This window comes from uncultured Stenotrophomonas sp., assembly GCF_963519925.1.
Taxonomy (GTDB): domain Bacteria; phylum Pseudomonadota; class Gammaproteobacteria; order Xanthomonadales; family Xanthomonadaceae; genus Stenotrophomonas; species Stenotrophomonas maltophilia_AE.
This window is the reverse complement of record NZ_CAUQPH010000027.1, coordinates 1-23,223: the sequence shown is the minus strand read 5'-3', so window position 1 is coordinate 23,223 and position 23,223 is coordinate 1. Positions and strand designations below refer to the sequence as shown.

Sequence of the window (23,223 nt, the reverse complement as noted above, 5' to 3'; positions counted from 1 at the left end):
TTCCGTTTTGGACCGTTTGGGCCGGCCAACGGCCGGCGCTACCGGGGACGGCGGCGTCCCCGGTGTCCGCATCGCCTTGTAGCGCCGGCCGTTGGCCGGCCCAGGCGGTGCGTCACGTCAGGCAACGTCGACAGTTATCAGGAGTGTTCGACCTTGTCCGCCTTCGCCCTGCGGTTGAACAGCTTCTGCACCACCACGAAGAACAGCGGGATGAAGAACAATCCCAGCAGGGTGCCGACGATCATGCCGCCGAGCACGCCGGTACCGATCGCGCGCTGCGCGCCGGAGCCGGCGCCGGAAGCGATGGCCAGCGGCAGCACGCCCAGGCCGAACGCCAGCGAGGTCATGATGATCGGCCGCAGGCGGTCGCGTACCGCATGCATGGTGGCTTCGAGCACGCCGGCACCCTTTTCCAGGTTCTCCTTGGCGAATTCCACGATCAGGATCGCGTTCTTGCTGGTCAGGCCCACAGTGGTCAGCATCGCCACCTGGAAATAGATGTCGCGCTCCATGCCGCGCAGGCTGTTGGCCAGCACCGCGCCCAGGATGCCCAGCGGCGCCACCAGCAGCACCGAGGTCGGCACGCTCCAGCTTTCATACAGCGCAGCCAGGCACAGGAACACGATCAGCAGCGACAGCGTGTACAGCAGTGGGGTCTGCGAACCGGCCTGGCGTTCCTGGTAGGACAGCGCCGTCCATTCGATCTCGAAGCCGGGCGGCAGGTCCTTGGCGATGCGTTCGATCTCGGCCATGGCGTCGCCCGAGGCCACGCCCGGGGCGGGTTCGCCCTGGATCTCCATCGCCGACACGCCGTTGTAGCGCTCCAGGCGCGGTGAACCGTAGTCCCAGCGCTTGCTGGCAAAGGCACTGAACGGCACCATCTCGCCGGCGCTGTTCTTCACCGACCACAGGTTGAAGTCGTCCGGATTCATGCGGAACGGCGCATCGGACTGCACATACACGCGCTTGACCCGGCCGCGGTCGATGAAGTCATCGATATAGCTGCTGCCCCACGCGGCGGCCAGCGTGCTGTTGATCGCACTGGTCGCCAGGCCCAGCGCATTGGCCTTTTCCACGTCCACGTCGATGCGCAGCTGCGGGGTGTCCTCCTGTCCGTTCGGGCGCACGTTGGCCAGCAGTTTGCTCTGCCCTGCCCCGCCGAGCAGTTGGTTGCGCGCGTTGAGCAGGGCCTCGTGGCCCTGGCCGCTGTTGTCCTTCAGGAAGAAGGTGTAGCCCGAGCCGATGCCCAGCTCCGGCATGGCCGGCGGCGGGAAGGCGAAGATGAAGGCGTCCTTGATCTGGCCCAGCGCGCCCATCGCGCGCCCGGTGATCGGGCCCACGCCCTGCTCGGCATCACGCTCCTTCCAGTCCTTGAGCTTGATGAAGGCCATGCCCGCGTTCTGGCCCATGCCGGCGAAGCTGAAGCCCTGCACCGAGAACACCGACTCCACGGCGTCGGTCTCGTTCTTCAGGAAGTGGTCTTCCAGCTTGTACATCGCCTCCAGGGTGCGCTCCTGCGTGGCGCCGACCGGGGTCTGCACCAGCGCCATCAGGATGCCCTGGTCTTCATTGGGCAGGAACGAACTGGGCAGGCGCGCGAACAGCAGGCCCATCACCACCACCAGCGCGGCGAAGATCGCCATGAAGCGCCAGGGGCGTGCCAGGATGCCCTTGACCCCACGCTGGTAGGTTTCGCTGGAGCGGTCGAAGCCACGGTTGAACCCATTGAAGAAACGGCCGGCCCAGCCCTTGTGCGCGACGTGGTGTTCGCCCTTCTTCAGCGGCTTGAGCATGGTGGCGCAGAGCGCCGGGGTCAGCACGATCGCGACCAGGACCGACAGCGCCATGGCCGAGACGATGGTGGCCGAGAACTGCCGGTAGATCACGCCGGTGGAGCCGCTCATGAATGCCATCGGCACGAACACCGCCGACAGCACCAGGCCGATGCCGACCAGGGCGCCGGTGATCTGGCCCATGGATTTGCGGGTCGCTTCCAGCGGCGACAGGCCTTCCTCGGACATGATGCGTTCGACGTTCTCCACCACGACGATGGCGTCGTCGACCAGCAGGCCGATCGCCAGCACCATCGCGAACATGGTCAGCATGTTGATCGAGAAACCCAGCGCGGCCAGGATGCCGAACGTGCCCAGCAGCACCACCGGCACGGCGATGGTGGGGATCAGGGTGGCGCGGAAGTTCTGCAGGAACAGGTACATCACCACGAACACCAGCACGATCGCTTCGATCAGGGTCTTGATCACGCCCTTGATCGACACCTGCACGAACGGCGTGGTGTCGTAGGGCACCACCGATTCCAGGCCGGCCGGGAAGTTCTGCTTCAGGTCGTCGAGCGCGGCACGCACGCCGTTGGCGGTGTCCAGTGCGTTGGCGCCGGTGGCCAGGGTGATGGCGATGCCGGACGAGGGCTTGCCGTTGTATCGGGTGACGAAGTCATAGCTTTCCGCGCCCAGCTCGACCCGGGCGACGTCGCCGAGCCGCAGCTCGCTGCCGTCGGTGCCGCCCCGCACCAGGATGTTGCGGAACTGTTCGGGCGTCTGCAGGCGGTCCTGCGCGTTGATGGTGGCATTGAGCTGCTGGCCCTTGATCGAGGGCGCACCGCCGAGCTGGCCGATGGCCACCTGGGCATTCTGTGCGGTGATCGCGGCGGTCACCTCCTCCACCGACAGCCTGTAGGTCTGCAGCTTGTTGGGATCCAGCCAGATGCGCATGGCGTACTTGCCGCCGAACACCTGGATGTTGCCCACGCCGGGCACGCGGCTCAGCGGGTCCACGATATTGGAGCCGACGTAGTCGGAAATGTCGGTAGCGTCCATGCTGCCGTCGTTGGAGACGAAGCCGATCACCTGCAGGAAGCCGCTGCTCGACTTGGCCACGTTGATGCCCTGCCGCTGCACTTCCTGCGGCAGCAGCGGCATGGCCAACTGCAGCTTGTTCTGCACCTGCACCTGGGCGATGTCGGGGTTGGTCCCGCTTTCGAAGGTGAGGGTGATGGTGGCCTGGCCATTGGCCGAGCTGTTGGAAGAGAAGTAGATCAGGCCATCGATGCCCTTCATGTTCTGCTCGATGATCTGGGTCACCGAGTCCTCGACCACCTTGGCCGACGCGCCGGGGTAGCTGGCACTGATCTCGACCGCGGGCGGGGCCACTTCCGGATACATGGAGACGGGCAGCTTCACCACCGCCAGCGCACCGGCGAGCATGATGATGATGGCGATCACCCACGCAAAGATGGGTCGATCAATGAAATAACGCGCCATGGAGTTCTCCGCTTACTGCTTGTCGGCCGGGGCGGCAGCCGCGGCAGGTGCCGCGGGCGTGGCCGGCGCGGCACCCATTTCGGTGGCCTGCACGGGCATGCCCGGCTGGATCTTCTGCAGGCCTTCGACGATGACCTTGTCGCCGGCCTTCAGGCCGTCCTCGACCAGCCAGGCGCTGCCGACGGCGCGGCTGACCTTCACCGGGCGCACTTCGACCTTGTTCTCCTTGCCGACCACCATGGCGGTGGTGTCGCCCTTGGCGTCGCGGGCGATGCCCTGCATCGGCACCAGCAGGGCGTTGTCGCGCACGCCGCTGCCGACGCGCGCGCGCACGTACATGCCCGGCATCAGTACGTGGTCGGGATTGGCGACGGTGACGCGCAGCGCGTAGCTGCCGGTGGTGGGGTCGACGCTGACTTCGGAGAACTGCAGCGTGCCCTTGTGTTCGAACTCGCTGCCGTCGTCGAGCAGGATGGTCACCGGCAGGCTCTGGTTGTCCTGCAGGCGGCCGCTGGACAGGTCGCGGCGCATCTGCAGCAGTTCGCTGGCCGACTGGGTCAGGTCGACGTGGATCGGGTCGAGCTGCTGCACGGTGGCCAGCGGGTCGGCCTGGCCGGCGCTGACCAGGGCGCCCTGGGTGACCGAGGACTTGCCGATCCGGCCGCTGATCGGCGCGGTGATGCGGGCGTAGCCGAGGGTGACGTTGGCGGCGTCGAGGGCGGCCCTGGCGGCGCCGACATCGGCTTCGGCCTGCTTCTGCGCGGCGACGGCGTTTTCCAGGTCCTGCTGGCTGACGGCGTCGACCTTGGCCAGCTCGGTGATGCGCTTTGCGCTCAGCCGCGATGCGTTGGCCGTGGCTTCGGCGCGGGCAAGCTGGGCGCGGGCACTGTTGGCCTCGGCGCGGTAGCTGGCGTCATCGACCTGGTACAGGGGCTGGCCGGCACTGACCAGGCCGCCTTCGGTGAACAGGCGCTTGGCAACGATGCCACTCACCTGTGGGCGCACTTCGGCGACCAGGAAGGCGTTGGTGCGGCCGGGCAGCTCGCGGGTGAGGCTGACCTGGCCGGCCTTCAGGGTGGCCACGGTGACCTGGCCGGGACCGCCCTGCGGGCCTTGCTGTTCACCGCCGCCGCATGCGGAAAGGGCCAGGGCGACCGCGAGCGACAACGCGGGGAGACGGTACGGGAATGGGGACATGGTGGGGACTCGCGGCAAGCAGAAAGGAATGGACCGACCTGCCATCGACGAACCGGGACACCGGACAACGACACGTCAGCCGTACAAGGGGCGCAATCCCCGTCGGGGACGCGCGTGCGGGTACGCACGCTCCTCACCAGGGATCAGTAGGCGGTAAATATACATACATGCATGTTTGTTTGTAAACCGGTACAATTCATACCGGTTTCATCCAGCACGTGCACAAGCGCAATGGCCAGAAAAACCAAAGAAGCGGCGCAGGCCACCCGGGAGGGCATCCTGGATGCGGCGCAGACCTGCTTCCACGAATTCGGGGTTGCCGGGACCAGCCTGGCGATGATCGGCGAGCGCGCGGGCTATACCCGCGGTGCGGTGTACTGGCACTTCAAGAACAAATCGGAAGTGTTGACGGCGATGATCGACCGCGAGCGCATTCCGTTCATCGAGCGCCTGCGGCGCACGGCATCGTCCAAGCGCACCACGCCGGTGAGGGACCTGCGTTCGGCGCTGCTGGTGTCGTTCCGGGAGATCGCCGAGGACGAGCGCCTGCGCAACATGCTGGAGATCATGCTGCGCAACGATCTGTCGGTGGAAAGCCAGGCGATGCAGGACATGCAGCGCGAGATGTCGCGTGAGGAGCTGGCGATCTTCGCCGCGGCCCTGCAGCGCGCGCGCGACCTGGGCCAGCTGCGCGCAGGGGTGGAGGTGGATACGGTGGCGCGCATCATCAGCACCAGCCTGACCGGCGTGTTGTACAGCGCGATGCTCGAGCCGGAACTGTTCGACCTGCAGCGCGACGGCACGCAGACCCTGGACGCGATCTTCAGCGCCTTCGTGGTGCCGGGCGTGTTCGTCCCCGGCTCACCGCCGGAAGCACTGCCGACCGACGACGAAGCGTAACGCCGCGCGTAGAGCCACGCCCTGCGTGGCTGCGCAACAAAAAAGGCGGCACCGACGTGCCGCCTTTTCATGGGTTCATACACCGAACCGGTTACAGGATGTAACGGCTCAGGTCCGGGTCCTTGACCAGCTCGCCCAGGTGCTTGTCCACGTACGCCTTGTCGATGGCGATGGTTTCGCCGTCGCGGTCCGGGGCTTCGTAGCTGAGCGAATCGAGCAGGCGTTCCAGTACCGTATGCAGGCGGCGGGCGCCGATGTTTTCCTGGCGTTCGTTGACCTGGAAGGCGATCTCGGCCAGGCGGTCCACCGCATCGGTGGTAAAGTTCACCGCGACGCCTTCGGTCTGCAGCAGCGCTTCGTACTGCTTGGTCAGCGCCGCCTTCGGTTCGGTCAGGATGCGCACGAAGTCGTCCTTGCTCAGCGCGCCCAGCTCCACCCGGATCGGGAAACGACCCTGCAATTCCGGAATCAGGTCGCTTGGCTTGGCCAGGTGGAACGCACCGGACGCGATGAACAGGATGTGGTCGGTCTTGACCGTGCCGTACTTGGTCGACACGTTCGAGCCTTCCACCAGCGGCAGCAGGTCGCGCTGCACGCCTTCGCGGGAGACATCGCCGCCACCAACGTTGTCGCCGCGCTTGGCGACCTTGTCGATCTCGTCGATGAACACGATGCCATGCTGTTCGCAGGCCTCGATCGCCGCGATGCGGATATCGTCCTCGTTGACCAGCTTGCCGGCTTCTTCCTCGACCAGCAGCGGGCGCGCCGCCCTGATGCTCAGCGTGCGCTTCTGCGCCTTGCCGCCGCCGAGGCTGGAGAACATCTGGCGCAGCTGCTGGCCCATCTCCTCCATGCCCGGCGGGGTCATGATGTCCACACCGACGTTCGCGCTGACTTCCAGATCGATCTCGCGATCGTCCAGCTCGCCATTGCGCAGCATGCGGCGGAACTTGATGCGGGTTTCATTGTCCTGCGCCGACGGCTCGTTGCGTGCCGCCTCCGGATCGAAACCGATACCACCTGCACGGCGTGGCAGCAGCGCGTCCAGTATCCGGTCCTCGGCCCGCTCTTCGGCCTGGTTGCGCACGCGGACCTTGGCCTGCTCGCGGTACAGCTTGACCGCGGTATCGGCCAGGTCGCGGATGATCTGCTCGACGTCCTTGCCGACATAGCCGACCTCGGTGAAGCGGGTGGCTTCCACCTTCACGAACGGCGCGTTCGCCAGCGTGGCCAGGCGCCTTGCGATCTCGGTCTTGCCGACGCCGGTCGGGCCGATCATCAGGATGTTCTTGGGCATGACTTCATCGCGCAGCTCGGCCGGCAGCTGCATGCGCCGCCAGCGGTTGCGCAGCGCGATGGCCACCGCGCGCTTGGCGTCGTGCTGGCCGACGATGTGCCGGTCCAGTTCCTGCACGATCTCGCGCGGGGTCATGGTGGCGGAGGAAACTTCGATCTTGTGCGGCATGGGGTGGGTGCTCACAGAGAATGGGGGGGAACCGTGCAGGCGACGCCTTGCCTGCTGGAGGAATCCCGCGCTGAGGCGGTCACTGGTCACGACGTAACGGTGAGGTAGCGCCGGCCGTTGGCCGGCATCCGACACCGCCTGGGCCGGCCAACGGCCGGCGCTACCGAGCTGTAACGCTACGCGTTACAGCTCCTCCACCACGACGTTGCGGTTGGTGTAGATGCAGATGTCGCCGGCGATGTTGATCGCCTCGCTGGCAATCGTGCGTGCGTCCAGTTCGGTGTGCGCCATCAGCGCGCGTGCGGCCGACAACGCGTACGAGCCGCCGGAGCCGATCGCGATGATGCCGTCTTCCGGCTCGATCACGTCACCGGTGCCGCTGATGATCAGCGAGGTCTCGGTGTCCGCGACCGCAAGCAGCGCTTCCAGCTTGCCCAGGCGACGCTCGGTGCGCCAATCCTTGGCCAGCTCCACCGCGGCGCGGGTCAGCTGGCCATGCTTCTCCAGCTTGGCTTCGAACAGTTCGAACAGGGTGAACGCATCCGCAGCGGCACCGGCGAACCCGGCCAGCACCTGGCCGTCGCGGCCCAGTCGGCGCACCTTGCGGGCGTTGCCCTTCATCACCGTGTGGCCCAGCGTGACCTGGCCGTCGCCGGCAATGGCCACGTGATCGCCGCGACGAACGCAGACGATGGTGGTGGCATGAAAAACGGTGGGGTTCTGACTGGGATCCATGGTGCCTCCGGGCTGCTGTTCGAGGGACATGGGGCCGTCCGCCGCCGCCATCAACCCCGCACGTGAAGCTGCCGTTCAGCGCCAGCGGGCATTCAGCCGTCCGCTGGCGTGTCCGCTGCCGGCGCCTTGCGCCGCTTGGCGCGCGGGTGCGCCGCGTCGTACACCTTGGCCAGGTGCTGGAAATCCAGATGGGTGTAGATCTGCGTGGTAGCGATGTCGGCATGGCCCAGCAGCTCCTGCACACCACGCAGGTCGCCCGACGATTCCAGGATGTGGCTGGCGAAGCTGTGCCGCAGCATGTGCGGGTGCACGTGCTTGAAGAGGCCCTGGCGCTGGGCCAGCTGGCGGATGCGGATCTGCACCGCGCGCTGGGTGATCGGCCCGCCCCTGCGCCCGGGAAACACCGGCTGCCCGTCGGCACCGCCACTTTCCGCTCGCCAGCCAGACAACGCCTCGCGGGCATGCGAACCGAACGGCACGCGGCGCTGGCGGTTGCCCTTGCCCAGCACGTTGACCAGGCCGGTGGCGAAATCCAGGTCGCGCCATATCAGCGCGCACAGCTCGCTCAGGCGCAGCCCCGACGAATAGAACAGCTCCAGCAGCGCGCGGTCGCGCAGGCCCAACGGCGCATCGGTGGGCAGCTCGACCAGGCGCACCGCCTCATCCGCATCGAGCACCTGTGGCAGCTTGCGCGGCGCCTTCGGCGCTTTCAGGCCCGCGGCCGGGCTGGCCGCAATGCGCTGGTGCTTCAGCAGCCAGGCATAGAAACTGCGGCACGCCGACAGACGCCGTTGCAGCGACTTCGGCGCCAGCCCGCGGCGGTGTTCGTCGGCGATGAACTGGCGCAGCTGGGCGCCCTCCAGCGTGGCGGCCTCTGCGTCGTGCGCGGTGGCCCATGCGCCGAGCGCGTCCAGGTCGCGCCGGTAGGCGTCCAGCGTATGCGCCGACGCGCGGCGCTCCACCTGCAGGTAGCCGAGGAAGTCCTGGACGGCGTTCATGTGCTCGCTCGCCCGGGCAGGCTCAGGCCGGATCGAACCGCTTGAGCGCCACGACCAGCGCTTCGCCCATCATGCGCAGGAACAGCGTGCCCATCCCGGGATAGAAACGGTTGCCATCGTGGCTGCCGACCGCGATCAGGCCGACGCCGGGCAGCGGCAACAGCGCGCTGGACTGCACTTCGTCGACCCGACCACCGTACAGCACGGCGTTCTTTTCCGGCTGCAGGCGGCCACAGATCGGCTCGCCATCCTTCAGGCAGTCGCGGAACGCGCCCAGCAGCGGGCTGCTTTCCTCGATCACCTGCAGCCACGGCGCCTGCTCCAGCCCCGGCACCGGCTGCAGTACCACCAGCCGGACCAGGTCGCCGGCAAAGTCCTCTTCCAGCGACGCGGCCATCGCGCGCAGCGTGTCCGCCGCGGTGCCCTGCTTCATCAGCGCCAGGGTCAGCTGGTGGGTGCGCACGGCCAAACGTTCGTTGACCTGTGCGTTGGCGGCCAGGTCGGCGAGCCGGCGCGACAGTTCGCGGTTCTTGTCGCGCAGCACTTCCAGCTGGTAGCTGGCCAGCGACGCGGTGGGGCCGTCATCGCGCGGCACCACCAGGGTAAGGGCCAGGTCCGGGAACTGCTTCAGGAAGGCCGGATGCCGGCGCAGCCAGGAGGCGACTTCATGCGCCCCGATCTTCTCGACGGTGTCGCTCATGCGTTCCACTCCCCTTCGAAGACGAATGACGCCGGACCGGACATCACCACCTCGGCGTCGTCGGCCGGCCAGCGCAGGCGCAGCTCGCCGCCCGGCAGCGACACCGTGGCGTCGCGCTGCAGGCGGCCCCGTTGCATCATCACCACCGCGGCCGCGCAGGCACCGCTGCCGCAGGCCAGGGTTTCACCCACGCCGCGTTCGTACACGCGCAACCGCGCGTGCTGCGGGTCGATCACCTGCACGAACCCGACATTCACCGACTGCGGGAAGGTAGCGTGCTGCTGCAGCAGCGGACCGAGGCGCTCGACCGGTGCGGCATCGACCAGGCCGACTTCGATCACCGCATGCGGGTTGCCCATCGACACCGCGCCGAAGCGGACGGTGTCGCCCTGCAACGGCAGCAGGTATTCCTCGCGGGCACGGGCGAAGCCCAGCAGCGGCACCTGCTCCGGTTCGAAGCGCGGCACGCCCATGGCCACCGCGTAGTGGTCGCTGCCGATGCGTTCGATGGCGTGGGTGGCCAGCGGGCTGTCGATGTTGAAGCGGTCGCCCTGCGCCGCGCCGTCGCGCACCAGCCAGGCGGCCACGCAGCGCGCGCCGTTGCCACACTGTTCGGACTGCGAACCGTCCGAATTCCAGATGCGGTACGCGGCTACCGAGCCTTCCGCGCGCGGCGGTTCGATGGTCAGGATCTGGTCGCAGCCGACGCCGGTGTGGCGGTCGGCGAGCTGGGCGGCCAGGGCCGGGGTCGGTGCGGGGGTGCCATCGCGCAGGTCCAGCACAACGAAGTCGTTGCCCGCACCGTGCATCTTGCTGAAGCGCAGTGCGGCGGACGCGGCCTTACTCATTCCCGTCGTCGTCGCTGGCGTTGTCGAGCTGCGGTTCGACCGGGTCCGGCACCACCGGCGGGGCGTCGGTGTCATTGGTGTCTTCCGGCACGGTGTCGGCGTCGCTGGCGGGTTCGACCGCCTGCTCTTCCACCGGCACCGGCTTCTGCGGCATCACCAGCGGGCCCTTGTTGCCGCAGGCCGAAAGGAACAGCAGCGCCAGCGCTGCCAACGGAATCAGGATGCGATTGCGATGGGGGATGCTCATGGCCCGAGTATAGCGGCGAGCGAAAGGACAGGTGTGCCGATTCAATGAACGCCCAGATGGGACCGGTGCGCCCGGACCGGTGACTGCCGCCGCGGGTAGCGCCGGCCGTTGGCCGGCCCAGGCAGTGCTACGGCGGCAACGGCCGGGTCCACAGCCACGCCGCCACGGTGGTCATGCAGCCGATCGACAGCCACTTCACCCAGGCCAACGGCACGCACCACAGCATGATCCCGGCGCAGACCGCCATGGTCAGGGTGGCCATCCACTTGCCCTTCCGGCTGACCGCGCCATGCGCCTGCCAGTTGCGGATCGCCGGGCCGAACCGGGGGTCCTGCAGCAGCCGGTTGTGCAGCCGCTCAGAGCCACGCGAAGCGGCCCAGGCCGCGATCAGGATGAACACCGTGGTGGGCAGCCCCGGCACGAAGATACCGACGATGCCGGTGCCCAGGCTGGCATAGGCCAGCAGCCACCAGGCCCAGCGGAAGCGCACGCGGCGCGCCGGTTCCGGCACGCGCGCAGGCGGGGCATCGGCAGCGTCGGGGGGCGGGTGCGCGGTCATGCGCCCAGCATACCCAGCCGGGACGGCCACCGCGACGGTCCCGCCGCGCACACCGCTGCGTCAGTTCGACGCAGCGTCGACGCCCAGTTGCTGGAGGACGAACGCATACGACTCGGCCAGCTCCCTGTAACGCTGGAAACGGCCGGATTTGCCGCCGTGCCCGGCTTCCATGTTGGTGCGGAACACGATCGGCAGGCGGCCGGTGTTGTTGTCGCGCAGGCGCGCCACCCACTTGGCCGGTTCCCAGTACTGCACCTGCGAATCCCACAACCCGGTACCGACGAACAGCGACGGGTAGGCCTGGCGCGTGACGTTGTCGTAGGGCGAGTACGTGAGCATGTAGTCGTAGTACTCGCGCCGTTCGGGGTTGCCCCATTCGTCGTATTCGTTGGTGGTGAGCGGAATGGTCGGGTCGAGCATGGTGGTGACCACGTCCACGAACGGTACCTGCGCCACCATCACCCGATAGTCCTGCGGTGCCTGGTTGGCCACCGCGCCCATCAGCAGGCCGCCGGCACTGCCACCGGAGGCGGCCACCCGGTCCTTGGCCGCGTAGCCCTGGCGGACCAGTTCGCGGGTGACATCTACGAAGTCGTTGAAGGTGTTCTGCTTGTTCAGCAGCTTGCCGTCTTCGTACCAGGCGCGGCCCATTTCCTCACCGCCGCGGATGTGCGCGATCGCATACACCACGCCACGGTCGAGCAGGCTGACCACGGTCTGGTTGAACCCCGGATCCATCGACATGCCGTAGCTGCCGTAGGCGTACTGGTACAGCGCGGCGCTGCCGTCCTTCCGGAACCCATTCCGATATACCAGCGACACCGGCACCTTGACCCCGTCGCGCGCGGTCACCCAGACCCGCTCGGTGGTGTACTGCGTCGGGTCGTAACCGATGACCGGCTGCTGCTTGAGCTGGCGGCGCTCGCCGGTGAGGGTGTTGAGCTCATAGGTGGTGGTCGGGGTGGTCAGCGAGGTATAGGCATAGCGCAGCCACGGCGTGTCCGGCTCGGGGTTGGCGGCCAGGCCCATCGAGTACGCCGGTTCGTCGGCCTTGACGTAGTCCTGGCGGCCGTCCGCAAACAGCAGGCGCACCCGTTCCAGCGCGTTGGAACGCTCGGCGATGGCGGTAAAGCCGACGAACAGCTCGAAACCTTCCACCAGCACGTTGTCGTCGTGCGCCACCCAGTCGGTCCACTGGCTGCGCGTGGTGGCGTCGCTCGGTGCGGTCACGATCTTGAAGTTCTTCGCGCCTGCGTCGTTGGTGCGGATCACCCAGCGCCCGTCGAAGTGGTCGGCGTCGTACTCCACATCGCGTGCGCGCGGCGCCAGCACGGTGAACTCACGGGGGTCGGCAGCCGGCGCGTAGCGCGCCTCGGAGCTGACCGTGCTGTGCAGTTCAATGGTGAGGTAGCGGTCGTCACGGGTGCGGCCCACGCCCATGTAGAAGCTGTCGTCTTCCTCTTCGTAGACCAGAACGTCGCTGCTCACCGGGGTGCCCAGCACGTGCTTCTTCACCCGTACCGTAAGCAGCGTCTCCGGGTCGTTCTCCACGTAGAACAGGGTGCGGTTGTCATCGGCCCAGACCACGTTCGCAGAAACATTCTCGATGCGGTCGGGCAGCACTTCGCCGGTACGCAGGTCCTTGAAACGGATCACGTACTGGCGGCGGCCCACGTCATCCTCGGCCCACGCCAGCAGCTGGTTGTCCTGGCTGACCTCGGCGTCGTCGACACTGAAGTAGCCCTTGCCGGCGGCCATCTGGTTGATGTCGAGCAGGATCTCCTCCGGCGCGTCCATGCTGCCCTTGCGGCGTGCCTGGATCGGGTAGTCCTTGCCGGTCTCGAAGCGGGAGTAGTACCAGTAGCCGCGCTCGCGCGCCGGCACGCTGGCATCGTCCTGTTTGATCCGGCCCACGATTTCGTTGTACAGCGTCTCCTGCACCGGCTTGAGCGGCGCCATCACCTGGTCGGTGTACGCATTTTCCGCATTCAGGTAGGCCAGCATGGCCGGCGCTTCACGCTTGTCGTCGCGCAGCCAGTAGTACTCATCGGTGCGGGTGGCACCGAACGGGGCCGTCACCACATGCGGATGCTTCTCGGCGTCGGGTGGGGTCAGCGCGGGGGCGGCATGCACGGAAGCGGTCATCAGGCTGGCAACCAGGAAAGAGACGGTGGGATTCACGAAATAAGGCTCCTTGCCCGCGAATGCAATGGTGGAGATGCAGTCTAGCCCGCGGGCGCTCGCCTATGATGGGCCGCATGAACTACAGCCGCCGCAGCCAGGACATCGCTCCCTTCCACGTCATGTCCCTGCTCGCCCGCGCCCAGGCGCTGGAGCAGCAGGGGCACGATGTGATCCACCTGGAGATCGGCGAGCCCGATTTCACCACCGCCGAACCGATCGTGCGCGCCGGCCAGGCCGCGCTGGCCGCCGGGCATACCCGCTACACCGCTGCGCGCGGACTGCCGGCACTGCGCGCCGCCATCGCCGCGTTCTACGGCACCCGTTACGACCTGGACCTGGACCCGGAGCGGATCCTGGTCACGCCGGGTGGCTCGGGAGCGCTGCTGCTGGCCAGCAGCCTGCTGGTCGACCCGGACCGGCACTGGTTGCTGGCTGACCCCGGCTATCCGTGCAACCGCCACTTCCTGCGCCTGGTCGAAGGTGCCGCGCAACTCGTCCCGGTGGGTCCGCAGACCGCGTACCAGCTCACCCCGGCGCTGGTGGAAACCCACTGGAACGCGGCCAGCGTCGGCGCGCTGGTGGCCTCGCCGGCCAACCCAACCGGCACGGTGCTCCCCGCGGCGCAGCTGGCGGCACTGTCGCAGTCGCTGAAGGACCGCGGCGGACACCTGGTGGTGGACGAGATCTACCACGGCCTGACTTACGGCATGGACGCGGCCAGCGTGCTGCAGGTGGATGACGACGCCTTCGTGCTCAACAGCTTCTCCAAGTACTTCGGCATGACCGGCTGGCGCCTCGGCTGGCTGGTGGCACCGCCGCAGGCCGTACCGGAGCTGGAGAAGCTGGCGCAGAACCTGTACATCAGTGCTTCCAGCATCGCCCAGCATGCCGCGCTGGCCTGCTTCGAGGACGAGACGATCGCGATCTTCGAACAGCGTCGCCATGCGTTCCAGGCCCGTCGCGACTATCTTCTGCCGGCGCTGCGCGCCCTCGGCTTCCGCATCGAGGTCGAACCGGAAGGCGCGTTCTATCTGTACTGCGACGTCAGCGCGTTCACCGATGACGCGCAGGCGTTCTGCGCGCACTTCCTGGAAACGGAGCACGTCGCGTTCACTCCGGGCCTGGACTTCGGCCACTACCGCGCGAACCAGCATGTGCGCCTGGCGTACACGCAGGAAATTCCACGGCTGGAAGAGGCGGTGGCACGGATCGCACGCGGCCTGGAACGCTGGAAACGCACCGACCAACGGTCGGCGCCTACCGCCCGGTAGGTACAAAAAAACGCCGCGCATTACGCGCGGCGTTCAAAAGGGGTGGAGCCAACCAGACGCCCCACCACCCGGAGGAGAGGCTTGCCCGCGCCGCGGCGGGCAAGCATCGACGGTAGCCCCGGCCGTTGGCCGGCAACCGGTTATTTCAGGCGTTCCCAGAGGAACGCGTACGCCAGCGCCGACATGTGCGCGGCCTGCGCATTGTTCGCCGCGCCGCCGTGGCCACCTTCGATGTTCTCGTAATACGTCACGTCCTTGCCGGCGGCGATCATCTTCGCCGCCATCTTGCGCGCATGGCCCGGGTGGACGCGGTCATCGCGGGTCGAGGTGGTGAACAGTACCGGCGGATAGGTCCTGGCCGGGTCGAACAGATGGTAGGGCGAGAAGGTCTGGATGTACGACCAGTCGGCGGTGTCCGGGTTGCCGTATTCGGCCATCCAGGATGCACCGGCCAGCAGGTGGCTGTAGCGCTTCATGTCCAGCAGCGGCACCTGCACCACCACCGCACCGAACAGCTCCGGGTACTGGGTGAGCATGTTGCCGGTGAGCAGGCCGCCGTTGCTGCCGCCCTGCACGCCCAGATGTTTCGGCGAGGTGATCTTGCGGCTGACCAGGTCGCGTGCGACCGCGGCCATGTCTTCATACGCCTTGTGCCGGTTCTGCTTCAGCGCCGCCTGGTGCCAGCGCGGGCCGTACTCGCCACCGCCGCGGATGTTGGCCACCACGTAGACGCCGCCCTTTTCCAGCCATGCGCGGCCCATGCCACCGGAATACGACGGGGTCAGCGAGATCTCGAAGCCGCCGTAACCGTACAGCAGGGTCGGGTTGGACCCGTCCAGCTTCATGTCCTTGGCGTGCACCACGAAATACGGCACGCGGGTGCCGTCCTTGCTGGTGGCGAAATGCTGCTCGATCACCTTGCCTTCGGCATCGAAGAACGCCGGCATGGTCTTGAGCACTTCCGGCTGTTTGCCGATCTCGGCCAGGGCCAGCGTGGTCGGGGTCAGGTAGTCGGTGACGGTCATCCACACCGCGTCGCTTTCATCGGCATCCACCGCGCCCACGGCCACGGTGCCGAACGACGGCGCGCCGGTGAAATCGCTCTTCTTCCAGCCCTTCGCCGTGGGGGTGAGCACCTGCAGGCGGCTCTTCACGTCGTCCAGCACGTTCAGCACCAGGTGGTTCTTCGTCCAGCTCGAGCCCGCCAGCGACGTGGTTTCGGTGGGGGCGAACAGCACCTCGAAGTCACGCTTGCCGGCGAGGAAGTCATCCAGTCGGGTCACCAGCAGCGAACCGGCGGTGTAGGTCTTGCCACCCACGGTCCAGGGTTCGCGCAGTTCCAGTGTCAGCCACTCCCGGCGCAGGCCCTTCTCTGCCGAGTTCGGTGCATCGATCCTGGTCAGCGTGCCATCGTCGGCGCGCAGGTACAGCTCGTTGTTGTAGAAGGCCAGGGTCCGGCTGACCAGGTTGCGCTCGAAGCCGGGGGTATCGTCATGCAGGGCCGCGATGTACATGTCATCGGGCTTGCCCTCGTAGACCACGCTGGCGGCGGACATCGGAGTGCCGCGCTTCCACAGCTTGGCCACGCGCGGGTAGCCCGAGGTGGTCATGCTGTCCTTGCCGAAATCGGTATAGACGAACGCGGTGTCGCGATCGATCCAGCCCAGCCCGCCCTTGGATTCGGGGCGGAAGAAGCCGTCCTTGATCCAGGTCTTGTTGGCCAGGTCGAATTCACGGGTGACGTCGGCGTCCGCGCCGCCGCGCGACAGCGCGATCAGGCAGCGGCTGTAATCGGGGCGCAGGCACTCGGCGCCATGCCACACCCAGTTTTCACCTTCCGCCTTGTTCAACGCGTCCAGGTCGAGCACGGTTTCCCACGCCGGCGCGGGCTTGCGGTACTCGTCCAGGGTGGTGCGACGCCACACGCCGCGCTCGTGCTGCTTGTCCTTCCAGAAGTTGTAGTAGTAAGCGCCGATCTTCTGCACGCCCGGGATCTTCGCGTCCGAGTCGAGCACCTCGCGGATGCTGGCTTCCATCTGCTTGAAGGCCGGGGTCTGGGCCAGACGCCCTTCGGACGCGGCGTTCTGCTGCTTCACCCAGTCCAGCGCCTTGTCGCCGCTGACATCTTCCAGCCAGGCGTAGGGGTCGGCGGGAGTCTCAGCGGCCATGGCGGTTCCGGCCAATCCAGCGGAGAACAGGCCTGCCATCAGGCAGGCGGAAGCGAGTCGGGACATCATGGCTCCAGGCGGTCATATCCCTCCGACGCTATCACACGGCCTGCCCGGCTCCCCCCTGTCGAAGGTCAGGGCGCGCCCGCCGCGGCCGTACAGGGGCGCGGCGCCGGGCCTGCGGCCCCCGCCGGCGCTGGCGGTATGAGGCCATCCAGGACGCCGGCAGACGGAAACGATGCAGGCTCCACCAGGCCAGGCACGGCATGCCCACCAGCCACATCGGCAGCCAGCCCAGCCATTCACTGCTGCCACGTGCGGCCGGCCAGACCAGCACCAGGGCCAGACCGGCCAGGGCCACCTGGCGGATGCCGCGCAGGACGCGGGGATCGGGGGCCTGCGGGGTGCGGGAACGGCGCGAAGACGACAGGGTCATGACAGGGCTCCATGCGAAAGTGATGCGTCACCTTGCCGTGCTGCCATCTCACAGGCTGCGACCTTCGCATTCCCGCCATTGACGTTCTCTTCCGTCCCACCCACCATGCCTGCAGCCACGTTCACCGAGCCACGGCCGGTACCATCACTGGAGCTTTTCGCCGCATGTCTTCGAACCGCCCGCTTCGCGTTGTCCTGCTGCTGTCGACGCTGTCGCTGCTGTCCGCCTGTGCGTTTGGCGACAGCAAGCCAACGCCTGCGCCGACGGTCAGCGCTCCGGCCAGCGCCCCGATCGACCTGCAGCGGTTCATGGGTACCTGGTACGTGATCGGCCGCGTGCCGAACCCGGTCGAACGCGGCCACGTGGCCAGCGTGAACCGGTACAGCCTGCGCGGCGACCAGAAGGTGTCGATCACCTATTCCTTCCGCGACGGCTTCTCCGAGCCGCTGCAGCAGATCACCGTGCGTGCGTCGGTGGACGAGAAGAGCGGCAACCACAACTGGCGGACCTGGTTCTACAAGGTAGTGCCGACCCATACCCGCGTGCTGGAAGTGGCTCCGGACTATTCCTGGGCGATGCTGGGCTACCCGGGCCGCGAAATGGCCTGGATCTTCGCGCGCACCCCGGACATGGACAAGGACCTCTACAAGGAACTGGCGACGCGCCTGCGCGACGATTACGGGGTCAACACCGACAAGCTCAAGCGCGTGCCACAGCACCGCGAGCAGGTGGACCGGCTGGGGTACGAGGTTCCGAACGTCCGGTAACCGTCGCCGGCGGTCACGCCACCTGGCGGGGTCGCACGTTGCTCTCGATTTCCTGCCGGGTAGGCAGGGTTTTCAGATCGTATTCGGCCTGCAGGGCCAGCCATGACGCGGGGTCGCCGCCGAAATGGCGCGCCAGGCGTACGGCTGTGTCCGCGGTGACCCCGCGGGTGCCATGCACTATCGCGTGCAGGCGGGTGGCGGGCACGTCCAGAGCGCGGGCCAACGCGTTGATGCTCAGCTCCAGCGGGTTCAGGAACTCTTCGCGCAGGATTTCGCCCGGGTGGATGGCCCTCAGGTTGTTGTTGGGACGACGCATGGCGGCACCTCAATGGTAGTCAACGATCTCGACGTCGCGCGGACCGGCTTCGGTCCAGCCAAAACACAGCCGCCACTGGGCGTTGATGCGGATGCTGTACTGGCCGCGGCGGTCCCCAGTCAACGGTTCGAGGCGGTTGCCGGGCGGACTGCGCAGGAAGTGCAGGGTCTGCGCGGCGTCCAGCATCTGCAGTTTGCGCTCGGCCGCCGACTGGAACCCGCGGAACTGCCGGGGACAACGGCCTTCAAACAGGGCGAGCGTCTGTCGGCAGCGGAAGGACTGGATCATTCCGCCAAGCGTATTACGCCAAACGGAATATAACACAGACGCGCATCACGCAAGGGGAGTGCCCTTTCGCTACACCTCAATTGAATCGCTGCCTTCGATAGAGCCGGCCGTTGGCCTGCCCTCGGGTTACTTCCGCGAGTAGCGCGCCACCAGCCAGTCGCCCAGCATCTGCAGCAGCTGGACCAGCACCAGCAGCAGCACCACGGTGACCAGCGCCACGTCGGTGTGCGAGCGCTGGTAGCCGTCGCGGAAGGCCAGGTCGCCCAGGCCACCCGAACCGATGGCACCGCCCATCGCGGTAAAGCCGATCAGCGCGATCACGGTCACCGTGGCGCCGGCGATCAGGCCGGGCCGTGCTTCGGGCAGCAGGACGCGGCTGACCAGCTGCCAGGTGGTGGCACCCATCGCCTGGCTGGCCTCGATCACGCCCCGGTCCACCTCGCGCAGCGCGGTTTCCACCAGGCGCGCATAGAACGGTGCGGCGCCGATCACCAGCGGCACGATCGCGCCGCGCACGCCGAGCGAGGTGCCCATCATCCACAGCGTGATCGGAATCAACACGATCATCAGGATGATGAAGGGCACCGAGCGCAGCAGGTTGACCAGCAGCGCCAGCCCGCCGTACAGCACCGGCTTGCGGTGCAGCTGCGGCGAGCCGGTCAGGAACAGCAGCACGCCCAGCGGCAGGCCGATGGCCAGGGTCAGTGGCAGCGAACCGGCCAGCATCAACAGGGTGTCGACGGTGGCCTGGCCGATGTCGGCCCACTTGCCCGCGTCCAGGTGGCGGAAGAAACCGCCTGCGGTAGCCAGGTTCATCGGCGCAGTTCCTCCAGGTGGACGCCGGCGGCAACGAAGCCGGCCTGCGCGGCCTGCACGTCGCCGCCCACCAGCGACACGGTCAGCTGGCCATACGGGGTGTCCTTGATGCGGTCGATGCGTCCGGACAGGATGTTGTAGTCCACGCCGGTTTCGCGGGCGATGCGCCCCAGCACCGGTTCGTAGGTGTCGCTACCGAGGAAGGTCAGGCGCACGATGCGCCCGGCCACGGCATCGAAGTCCTTGTGCAGCTCGCCCTCGTCGACCTGTTCGGACTCGTTGACGAAACGCCGGGTGGTCGGGTGCTGCGGGTGCAGGAACACGTCGGTGACCGGGCCGGTTTCCACCAGGTGGCCGGCATCGAGCACGGCCACGCGATCGCAGACACGACGGATCACATCCATTTCGTGGGTGATCAGCACGATGGTCAGGCCCAGCTCGCGGTTGATCCGGCCCAGCAGCTTCAGCACCGACGCGGTGGTCTGCGGATCCAGCGCGCTGGTCGCTTCATCGCAGAGCAGGATCTGCGGGCGCGTGGCCAGCGCGCGGGCAATGCCGACGCGCTGCTTCTGGCCACCGGACAGCTGCGCCGGGTATTTGTTGGCGTGCGCTTCCAGGCCCACCGTGTGCAGCAGCTCGGCCACCCGCGCATCGATCTCCGCGCGCGGGGCGCCGGCCAGCTCCAGCGGGAAAGCCACATTGGCCGCTACCGTGCGCGAGGACAGCAGGTTGAAGTGCTGGAAGATCATGCCGATCTTCCGGCGCAAGGCGCGCAGGCCATCGCGGTCCAGCGCGGTGACGTCTTCGCCGTTGATCAGCAGGCGCCCGCCGCTCGGCTCTTCCAGCCGGTTGATCAGGCGGATCAGGGTGGATTTGCCCGCGCCGGAATGGCCGATGATGCCGAACACCTCGCCGGCCTCGATGGTCAGGTCCAGCGGCTGCAGCGCGGCGATCGCGCGGCCGCCGACGGCATAGGATTTGTGCAGGCGCTGGAACTCGATCACTTCGCGGTCAACCGGGGCATCGACGGGAGGGGGCGTGCAGCCTACCAGCGCGGGACGGCCTTGGCCCGCGCGGCAGCAGCGAATCATATTCCGTTTGCTTATAACGCGATGTCATTGCCCGCCCGGCGGGCCTCAGGGGTGATCCAGCGGCTGCGGGGCGGTGACCTTCCGGACCCGCTCGCGGTGCAGCAGGTACAGCCCTGAGGCGACGATGATCGCTGCCCCCAGCCAGGTGTAGCCGTCGGGCAGCGCGCCCCAGAACAGCAGGTCCCAGCCGATCACCCAGACCAGCCCGGTGTACTCCAGCGGGGCGATCATGGAGGCCTCGCCGAGCTGGAAGGCCCGGGTCAGCGCCACCTGCCCACCGGCGCCGGCCAGGCCCATGCCGGCGATCAGGCCGGCGTGGCCGAGCCGCAGCGGCTGCCAGTCCGGGATCGCCAGCAGGCCGGCGCCCAGCGCCAGCAGCACCAGGAACCACACGACCATCGACTGCGGGGTGTCGGTGCGGGTCAGCATGCTGACGGTGATCGCCGCGACCGCGTATGCGGTGGCCGCCAGCAGCACCATCAGCCCGGGAATGGAGATGAACCCGCCCACCCCGGGGCGCAGCACCACCAGCACCCCGACCAGGCCGATGCCGATGGCGATCCAGCGGCGCGGCCCGACGTATTCACCGAGCAAGGGCACCGACAGCGCGGCGATCAGCAGCGGCGCCACGAAATAGATGGTGTAGGCGGTGGACAGCGGCAGGCTGCGCAGGGCGAACACGAAGCAGCCGATCATGGCCATGCCCAGCAGCCCGCGCAGCAGGTGCAGGCCCCAGCGCACCGGGATGAGCGAGCGCGGCCCGGCCGTGGCCAGCACCCAGACCAGCACGAACGGCAGCGACGCCGCCCCGCGCAGGAAGGTGACCTGCAGGGTCGGGTAGCTGGCCGACAGCTGCTTCATGCCGGCGTCCATCAGCGAGAAGCAGGCCACCGCCAGCAGCATCCAGGCAACGGCGCGGGTGGGGGAGCGTTGGGTATCCATGCACCCATTATCGCCGCCCATGCCGGGGCGTGCATGCGCGGTTGGTTAGAATGGGGTCTTCACCCGCAGGAGAATCCCCATGCCCTCGTTTGACGTCGTTTCCGAAGTCGACATCCATGAACTGACCAACGCGGTCGACCAGGCCAACCGCGAGCTGTCCACCCGCTTCGACTTCAAGGGCGTGGACGCGAAGTTCGTGCTGGAGGACGGCGTGATCAACCAGTCCGCGCCGAGCGAATTCCAGCTGCAGCAGATGACCGACATCCTGCGCCAGCGCCTGACCGCGCGGAAGATCGACGCGTCGTGCCTGGAGTTCGGCGACATCGAAACCAACCTGGCCGGTGCGCGCCAGAAGATCACCGTCAAGCAGGGCATCGAGCAGAAGGTGGCCAAGAAGATCGCGGCGAAGATCAAGGAAGCCAAGCTCAAGGTGGACACCCAGATCAACGGCGACAAGCTGCGCGTGACCGGCAAGAAGCGCGACGACCTGCAGGACGCCATCGCCCTGCTGAAGAAGGAAACCTTCGAGGTTCCGTTGCAGTACGACAACTTCCGCGATTGACCGCCATGGATGACCTGCCCGCCAGCGATGGCACCGACGCCACCGACCCGATCGCCGAGACCCGCATGTGGCTCGAGCAGATCGTGATCGGCCTGAACCTGTGCCCGTTCGCCAAGGCGGTGTACGTGAAAGACCAGGTGCGCTTCGTGCTCAGCGATGCCACCACGGTCGAGGCATTGGTGGAGGAACTGGCCGAGGAACTGGTGCTGCTGCGCGATACCCCGGCCGAGCAGATCGACACCACGCTGATCGTGCATCCGGACGTGCTCACCGATTTCCTGGACTACAACGACTTCCTCGACAACGCCGACGCGGCGATCGAGGCGCTGGACCTGCAGGGCATCCTGCAGGTGGCCAGCTTCCATCCGCAGTACCAGTTCGAAGGGGTGGCACCGGACGATGTAAGCAATTACACCAACCGCGCGCCCTACCCGACCCTGCACCTGCTGCGCGAAGACAGCGTCGAGCGCGCCGTCGCCGCCTTCCCGGACCCGGACGTGATCGTCCAGCGCAACATCGAGACCCTGGACAAGCTGGGCATCGAAGGCTGGACGCGCCTGCTCGGGCGCAAGGACACGCCGCGATGCCACTGACCCCGTCGATCAGCGACTGGCCGGCGCAGCCGCTGCGCGACCGCGTGGTGATCGTCACCGGCGGCGCGCAGGGCGTCGGCCGGGGCATCGCGCAGGCGGTGCTGGGCGCAGGTGGCAGCGTGGTGATCGCCGACCTGGACGCCGACGCCGGACGCGCCTGCCTGAAGGAATGGGCCCTGCCCGAGCGCACCGCGTTCCAGCGCGCGGACGTGGCCAGCGAGCGCAGCGTGCAGGCGCTGGTCAGGGCCACGCTGAAACGGTTCGGTCGCATCGATGGACTGGTCAACAACGCCGGCATCGCCAGCGCGCATGGCACGCCGCTCGCGGAGATGTCGCTGGCCGAATGGCAGCGACGGCTGTCCAGCCTGCACGGCGCGTTCCTGTGCAGCAAGCACGCGCTGCCCGCACTGCGCGAGCAGGCGGCGGGCAAACCCGGTGGTGCCATCCTCAATATCGCCTCCACCCGCGCCTGGCAGTCCGAAGCGGACAGCGAAGCCTATGCGGCCGCGAAGGGCGGGCTGGTGGCGTTCACCCATGCGTTGGCGATCAGCAGCGGACCGCAGGTACGGGTCAACAGCATCAGTCCTGGCTGGATCACCACCGACGCCTGGCAGGCACCCACGCGCCGGCGTACGCCGAAGCTGTCGCGCCGCGACCATGCGCAGCATGCGGTGGGACGCGTCGGCCAGCCGGAAGACATCGGCGCCCTGGCCGTGTTCCTGCTCTCCGACCTGGCCGGGTTCATCACAGGCCAGGACCATATCGTCGACGGCGGCATGAGCCGCACGATGATCTACGCCGAATAGCGGTTACCCCTCCCCGGTAGCGCCGGCCGTTGGCCGGCCCACGCCATCCCGAGGGC

Annotated in this window: 23 protein-coding genes; 6 read left to right on the top strand and 17 right to left on the bottom strand. The window is 67.5% G+C overall.

Annotated elements, in window-relative coordinates; genetic code table 11:
- Positions 1-137 precede the first annotated feature (137 nt).
- Together smeE and smeD are read right to left on the bottom strand one after the other, a co-directional pair.
- Positions 138-3,278 (bottom strand): multidrug efflux RND transporter permease subunit SmeE, encoded by a 3,141-nt coding sequence (gene smeE / locus RWO33_RS07515; RefSeq protein WP_314103774.1) that lies wholly within the window; start codon positions 3,276-3,278, stop codon positions 138-140.
- 12 nt (positions 3,279-3,290) lie between these two features.
- Positions 3,291-4,475: a multidrug efflux RND transporter periplasmic adaptor subunit SmeD gene (gene smeD, locus RWO33_RS07510; protein WP_314103771.1), complete on the bottom strand. Its 1,185-nt coding sequence runs from the start codon at positions 4,473-4,475 to the stop codon at positions 3,291-3,293.
- 231 nt (positions 4,476-4,706) lie between these two features.
- Between smeD and RWO33_RS07505 the strand changes: the two genes are divergently transcribed.
- On the top strand, positions 4,707-5,375 hold the full coding sequence (locus RWO33_RS07505) for a TetR family transcriptional regulator (RefSeq protein ID WP_314103769.1): 669 nt from the start codon (positions 4,707-4,709) through the stop codon (positions 5,373-5,375).
- A gap of 91 nt (positions 5,376-5,466) precedes the next feature.
- Here the strand turns inward: RWO33_RS07505 and hslU are convergent, their stop codons facing one another.
- From hslU to RWO33_RS07465, 8 genes are all read right to left on the bottom strand, one after another.
- On the bottom strand, positions 5,467-6,840 hold the full coding sequence (gene hslU, locus RWO33_RS07500; protein ID WP_314103768.1) for an ATP-dependent protease ATPase subunit HslU: 1,374 nt from the start codon (positions 6,838-6,840) through the stop codon (positions 5,467-5,469).
- 183 nt (positions 6,841-7,023) lie between these two features.
- The gene (hslV, locus tag RWO33_RS07495; protein ID WP_145479150.1) at positions 7,024-7,575 is read right to left on the bottom strand and encodes an ATP-dependent protease subunit HslV; all 552 of its coding nucleotides are present in this window, start codon (positions 7,573-7,575) and stop codon (positions 7,024-7,026) included.
- A gap of 92 nt (positions 7,576-7,667) precedes the next feature.
- Positions 7,668-8,573, bottom strand: a complete 906-nt coding sequence (xerC, locus tag RWO33_RS07490) for a tyrosine recombinase XerC (RefSeq protein ID WP_314103764.1) — start codon at positions 8,571-8,573, stop codon at positions 7,668-7,670.
- A 22-nt stretch (positions 8,574-8,595) separates the two neighbouring features.
- Complete coding sequence (locus RWO33_RS07485; protein ID WP_145479148.1) at positions 8,596-9,273, bottom strand: DUF484 family protein; 678 nt, start codon at positions 9,271-9,273, stop codon at positions 8,596-8,598.
- Positions 9,270-10,121, bottom strand: a complete 852-nt coding sequence (gene dapF / locus RWO33_RS07480; RefSeq protein WP_314103761.1) for a diaminopimelate epimerase — start codon at positions 10,119-10,121, stop codon at positions 9,270-9,272. Before dapF ends, RWO33_RS07485 begins: the two co-directional genes overlap by 4 nt.
- Positions 10,114-10,368 (bottom strand): lipoprotein, encoded by a 255-nt coding sequence (locus RWO33_RS07475; protein ID WP_145479146.1) that lies wholly within the window; start codon positions 10,366-10,368, stop codon positions 10,114-10,116. Before RWO33_RS07475 ends, dapF begins: the two co-directional genes overlap by 8 nt.
- Positions 10,369-10,495: 127 nt before the next feature.
- Complete coding sequence (locus tag RWO33_RS07470) at positions 10,496-10,927, bottom strand: YbaN family protein (protein WP_314103759.1); 432 nt, start codon at positions 10,925-10,927, stop codon at positions 10,496-10,498.
- Positions 10,928-10,987: 60 nt separating this feature from the next.
- Positions 10,988-13,108, bottom strand: a complete 2,121-nt coding sequence (locus RWO33_RS07465) for a S9 family peptidase (RefSeq protein ID WP_314103757.1) — start codon at positions 13,106-13,108, stop codon at positions 10,988-10,990.
- Positions 13,109-13,185: 77 nt separating this feature from the next.
- Here RWO33_RS07465 and RWO33_RS07460 point away from each other — a divergent pair, with 77 nt between their 5' ends.
- Entirely contained in the window at positions 13,186-14,382 is a 1,197-nt protein-coding gene (locus RWO33_RS07460; RefSeq protein ID WP_314103755.1) for a pyridoxal phosphate-dependent aminotransferase, read from the top strand.
- A gap of 140 nt (positions 14,383-14,522) precedes the next feature.
- On the opposite strand, the gene RWO33_RS07455 is transcribed toward RWO33_RS07460, so the two are convergent.
- Together RWO33_RS07455 and RWO33_RS07450 are read right to left on the bottom strand one after the other, a co-directional pair.
- The gene (locus tag RWO33_RS07455) at positions 14,523-16,616 is read right to left on the bottom strand and encodes a prolyl oligopeptidase family serine peptidase (protein ID WP_314103753.1); all 2,094 of its coding nucleotides are present in this window, start codon (positions 16,614-16,616) and stop codon (positions 14,523-14,525) included.
- Positions 16,617-16,650: 34 nt separating this feature from the next.
- On the bottom strand, positions 16,651-16,986 hold the full coding sequence (locus tag RWO33_RS07450; protein WP_145479141.1) for a hypothetical protein: 336 nt from the start codon (positions 16,984-16,986) through the stop codon (positions 16,651-16,653).
- 164 nt (positions 16,987-17,150) lie between these two features.
- Between RWO33_RS07450 and RWO33_RS07445 the strand changes: the two genes are divergently transcribed.
- Positions 17,151-17,753 carry a lipocalin family protein gene (locus RWO33_RS07445; RefSeq protein ID WP_314103752.1) on the top strand — a complete coding sequence of 201 codons (603 nt, stop codon included), beginning with the start codon at positions 17,151-17,153 and terminating at the stop codon, positions 17,751-17,753.
- A gap of 13 nt (positions 17,754-17,766) precedes the next feature.
- Here RWO33_RS07445 and RWO33_RS07440 read toward each other — a convergent pair whose 3' ends face one another.
- From RWO33_RS07440 to RWO33_RS07420, 5 genes are all read right to left on the bottom strand, one after another.
- Positions 17,767-18,069: a HigA family addiction module antitoxin gene (locus RWO33_RS07440; RefSeq protein WP_314103750.1), complete on the bottom strand. Its 303-nt coding sequence runs from the start codon at positions 18,067-18,069 to the stop codon at positions 17,767-17,769.
- 9 nt (positions 18,070-18,078) lie between these two features.
- The gene (locus tag RWO33_RS07435) at positions 18,079-18,357 is read right to left on the bottom strand and encodes a type II toxin-antitoxin system RelE/ParE family toxin (RefSeq protein WP_314103747.1); all 279 of its coding nucleotides are present in this window, start codon (positions 18,355-18,357) and stop codon (positions 18,079-18,081) included.
- A gap of 126 nt (positions 18,358-18,483) precedes the next feature.
- Complete coding sequence (locus tag RWO33_RS07430) at positions 18,484-19,173, bottom strand: methionine ABC transporter permease (protein WP_145479139.1); 690 nt, start codon at positions 19,171-19,173, stop codon at positions 18,484-18,486.
- Complete coding sequence (locus RWO33_RS07425) at positions 19,170-20,177, bottom strand: methionine ABC transporter ATP-binding protein (protein ID WP_314103798.1); 1,008 nt, start codon at positions 20,175-20,177, stop codon at positions 19,170-19,172. The genes RWO33_RS07430 and RWO33_RS07425 overlap by 4 nt, the downstream gene beginning before the upstream one ends.
- 132 nt (positions 20,178-20,309) lie before the next feature.
- Complete coding sequence (locus RWO33_RS07420) at positions 20,310-21,206, bottom strand: DMT family transporter (protein ID WP_314103744.1); 897 nt, start codon at positions 21,204-21,206, stop codon at positions 20,310-20,312.
- Between the two features lie 79 nt (positions 21,207-21,285).
- Here RWO33_RS07420 and RWO33_RS07415 point away from each other — a divergent pair, with 79 nt between their 5' ends.
- From RWO33_RS07415 to RWO33_RS07405, 3 genes are read left to right on the top strand one after another with little or no spacing between them, the layout of a single operon-like run.
- Positions 21,286-21,768, top strand: a complete 483-nt coding sequence (locus tag RWO33_RS07415; protein ID WP_145479137.1) for a YajQ family cyclic di-GMP-binding protein — start codon at positions 21,286-21,288, stop codon at positions 21,766-21,768.
- 5 nt (positions 21,769-21,773) lie between these two features.
- Positions 21,774-22,361 (top strand): DUF1415 domain-containing protein, encoded by a 588-nt coding sequence (locus RWO33_RS07410; RefSeq protein ID WP_145479136.1) that lies wholly within the window; start codon positions 21,774-21,776, stop codon positions 22,359-22,361.
- Positions 22,352-23,167 (top strand): SDR family oxidoreductase, encoded by an 816-nt coding sequence (locus RWO33_RS07405; RefSeq protein ID WP_314103741.1) that lies wholly within the window; start codon positions 22,352-22,354, stop codon positions 23,165-23,167. Before RWO33_RS07410 ends, RWO33_RS07405 begins: the two co-directional genes overlap by 10 nt.
- The last annotated feature ends 56 nt before the right edge of the window (positions 23,168-23,223 follow it).

Bases quoted from the DNA above. Each gene is read 5' to 3' on its own strand.
- smeE (WP_314103774.1), bottom strand. From the start codon at position 3,278: ATGGCGCGTTATTTCATTGATCGACCCATCTTTGCGTGGGTGATCGCC.
- smeD (WP_314103771.1), bottom strand. From the start codon at position 4,475: ATGTCCCCATTCCCGTACCGTCTCCCCGCGTTGTCGCTCGCGGTCGCC.
- RWO33_RS07505 (WP_314103769.1), top strand. From the start codon at position 4,707: ATGGCCAGAAAAACCAAAGAAGCGGCGCAGGCCACCCGGGAGGGCATC.
- hslU (WP_314103768.1), bottom strand. From the start codon at position 6,840: ATGCCGCACAAGATCGAAGTTTCCTCCGCCACCATGACCCCGCGCGAG.
- hslV (WP_145479150.1), bottom strand. From the start codon at position 7,575: ATGGATCCCAGTCAGAACCCCACCGTTTTTCATGCCACCACCATCGTC.
- xerC (WP_314103764.1), bottom strand. From the start codon at position 8,573: ATGAACGCCGTCCAGGACTTCCTCGGCTACCTGCAGGTGGAGCGCCGC.
- RWO33_RS07485 (WP_145479148.1), bottom strand. From the start codon at position 9,273: ATGAGCGACACCGTCGAGAAGATCGGGGCGCATGAAGTCGCCTCCTGG.
- dapF (WP_314103761.1), bottom strand. From the start codon at position 10,121: ATGAGTAAGGCCGCGTCCGCCGCACTGCGCTTCAGCAAGATGCACGGT.
- RWO33_RS07475 (WP_145479146.1), bottom strand. From the start codon at position 10,368: ATGAGCATCCCCCATCGCAATCGCATCCTGATTCCGTTGGCAGCGCTG.
- RWO33_RS07470 (WP_314103759.1), bottom strand. From the start codon at position 10,927: ATGACCGCGCACCCGCCCCCCGACGCTGCCGATGCCCCGCCTGCGCGC.
- RWO33_RS07460 (WP_314103755.1), top strand. From the start codon at position 13,186: ATGAACTACAGCCGCCGCAGCCAGGACATCGCTCCCTTCCACGTCATG.
- RWO33_RS07455 (WP_314103753.1), bottom strand. From the start codon at position 16,616: ATGTCCCGACTCGCTTCCGCCTGCCTGATGGCAGGCCTGTTCTCCGCT.
- RWO33_RS07450 (WP_145479141.1), bottom strand. From the start codon at position 16,986: ATGACCCTGTCGTCTTCGCGCCGTTCCCGCACCCCGCAGGCCCCCGAT.
- RWO33_RS07445 (WP_314103752.1), top strand. From the start codon at position 17,151: ATGTCTTCGAACCGCCCGCTTCGCGTTGTCCTGCTGCTGTCGACGCTG.
- RWO33_RS07440 (WP_314103750.1), bottom strand. From the start codon at position 18,069: ATGCGTCGTCCCAACAACAACCTGAGGGCCATCCACCCGGGCGAAATC.
- RWO33_RS07435 (WP_314103747.1), bottom strand. From the start codon at position 18,357: ATGATCCAGTCCTTCCGCTGCCGACAGACGCTCGCCCTGTTTGAAGGC.
- RWO33_RS07430 (WP_145479139.1), bottom strand. From the start codon at position 19,173: ATGAACCTGGCTACCGCAGGCGGTTTCTTCCGCCACCTGGACGCGGGC.
- RWO33_RS07420 (WP_314103744.1), bottom strand. From the start codon at position 21,206: ATGGATACCCAACGCTCCCCCACCCGCGCCGTTGCCTGGATGCTGCTG.
- RWO33_RS07415 (WP_145479137.1), top strand. From the start codon at position 21,286: ATGCCCTCGTTTGACGTCGTTTCCGAAGTCGACATCCATGAACTGACC.
- RWO33_RS07410 (WP_145479136.1), top strand. From the start codon at position 21,774: ATGGATGACCTGCCCGCCAGCGATGGCACCGACGCCACCGACCCGATC.
- RWO33_RS07405 (WP_314103741.1), top strand. From the start codon at position 22,352: ATGCCACTGACCCCGTCGATCAGCGACTGGCCGGCGCAGCCGCTGCGC.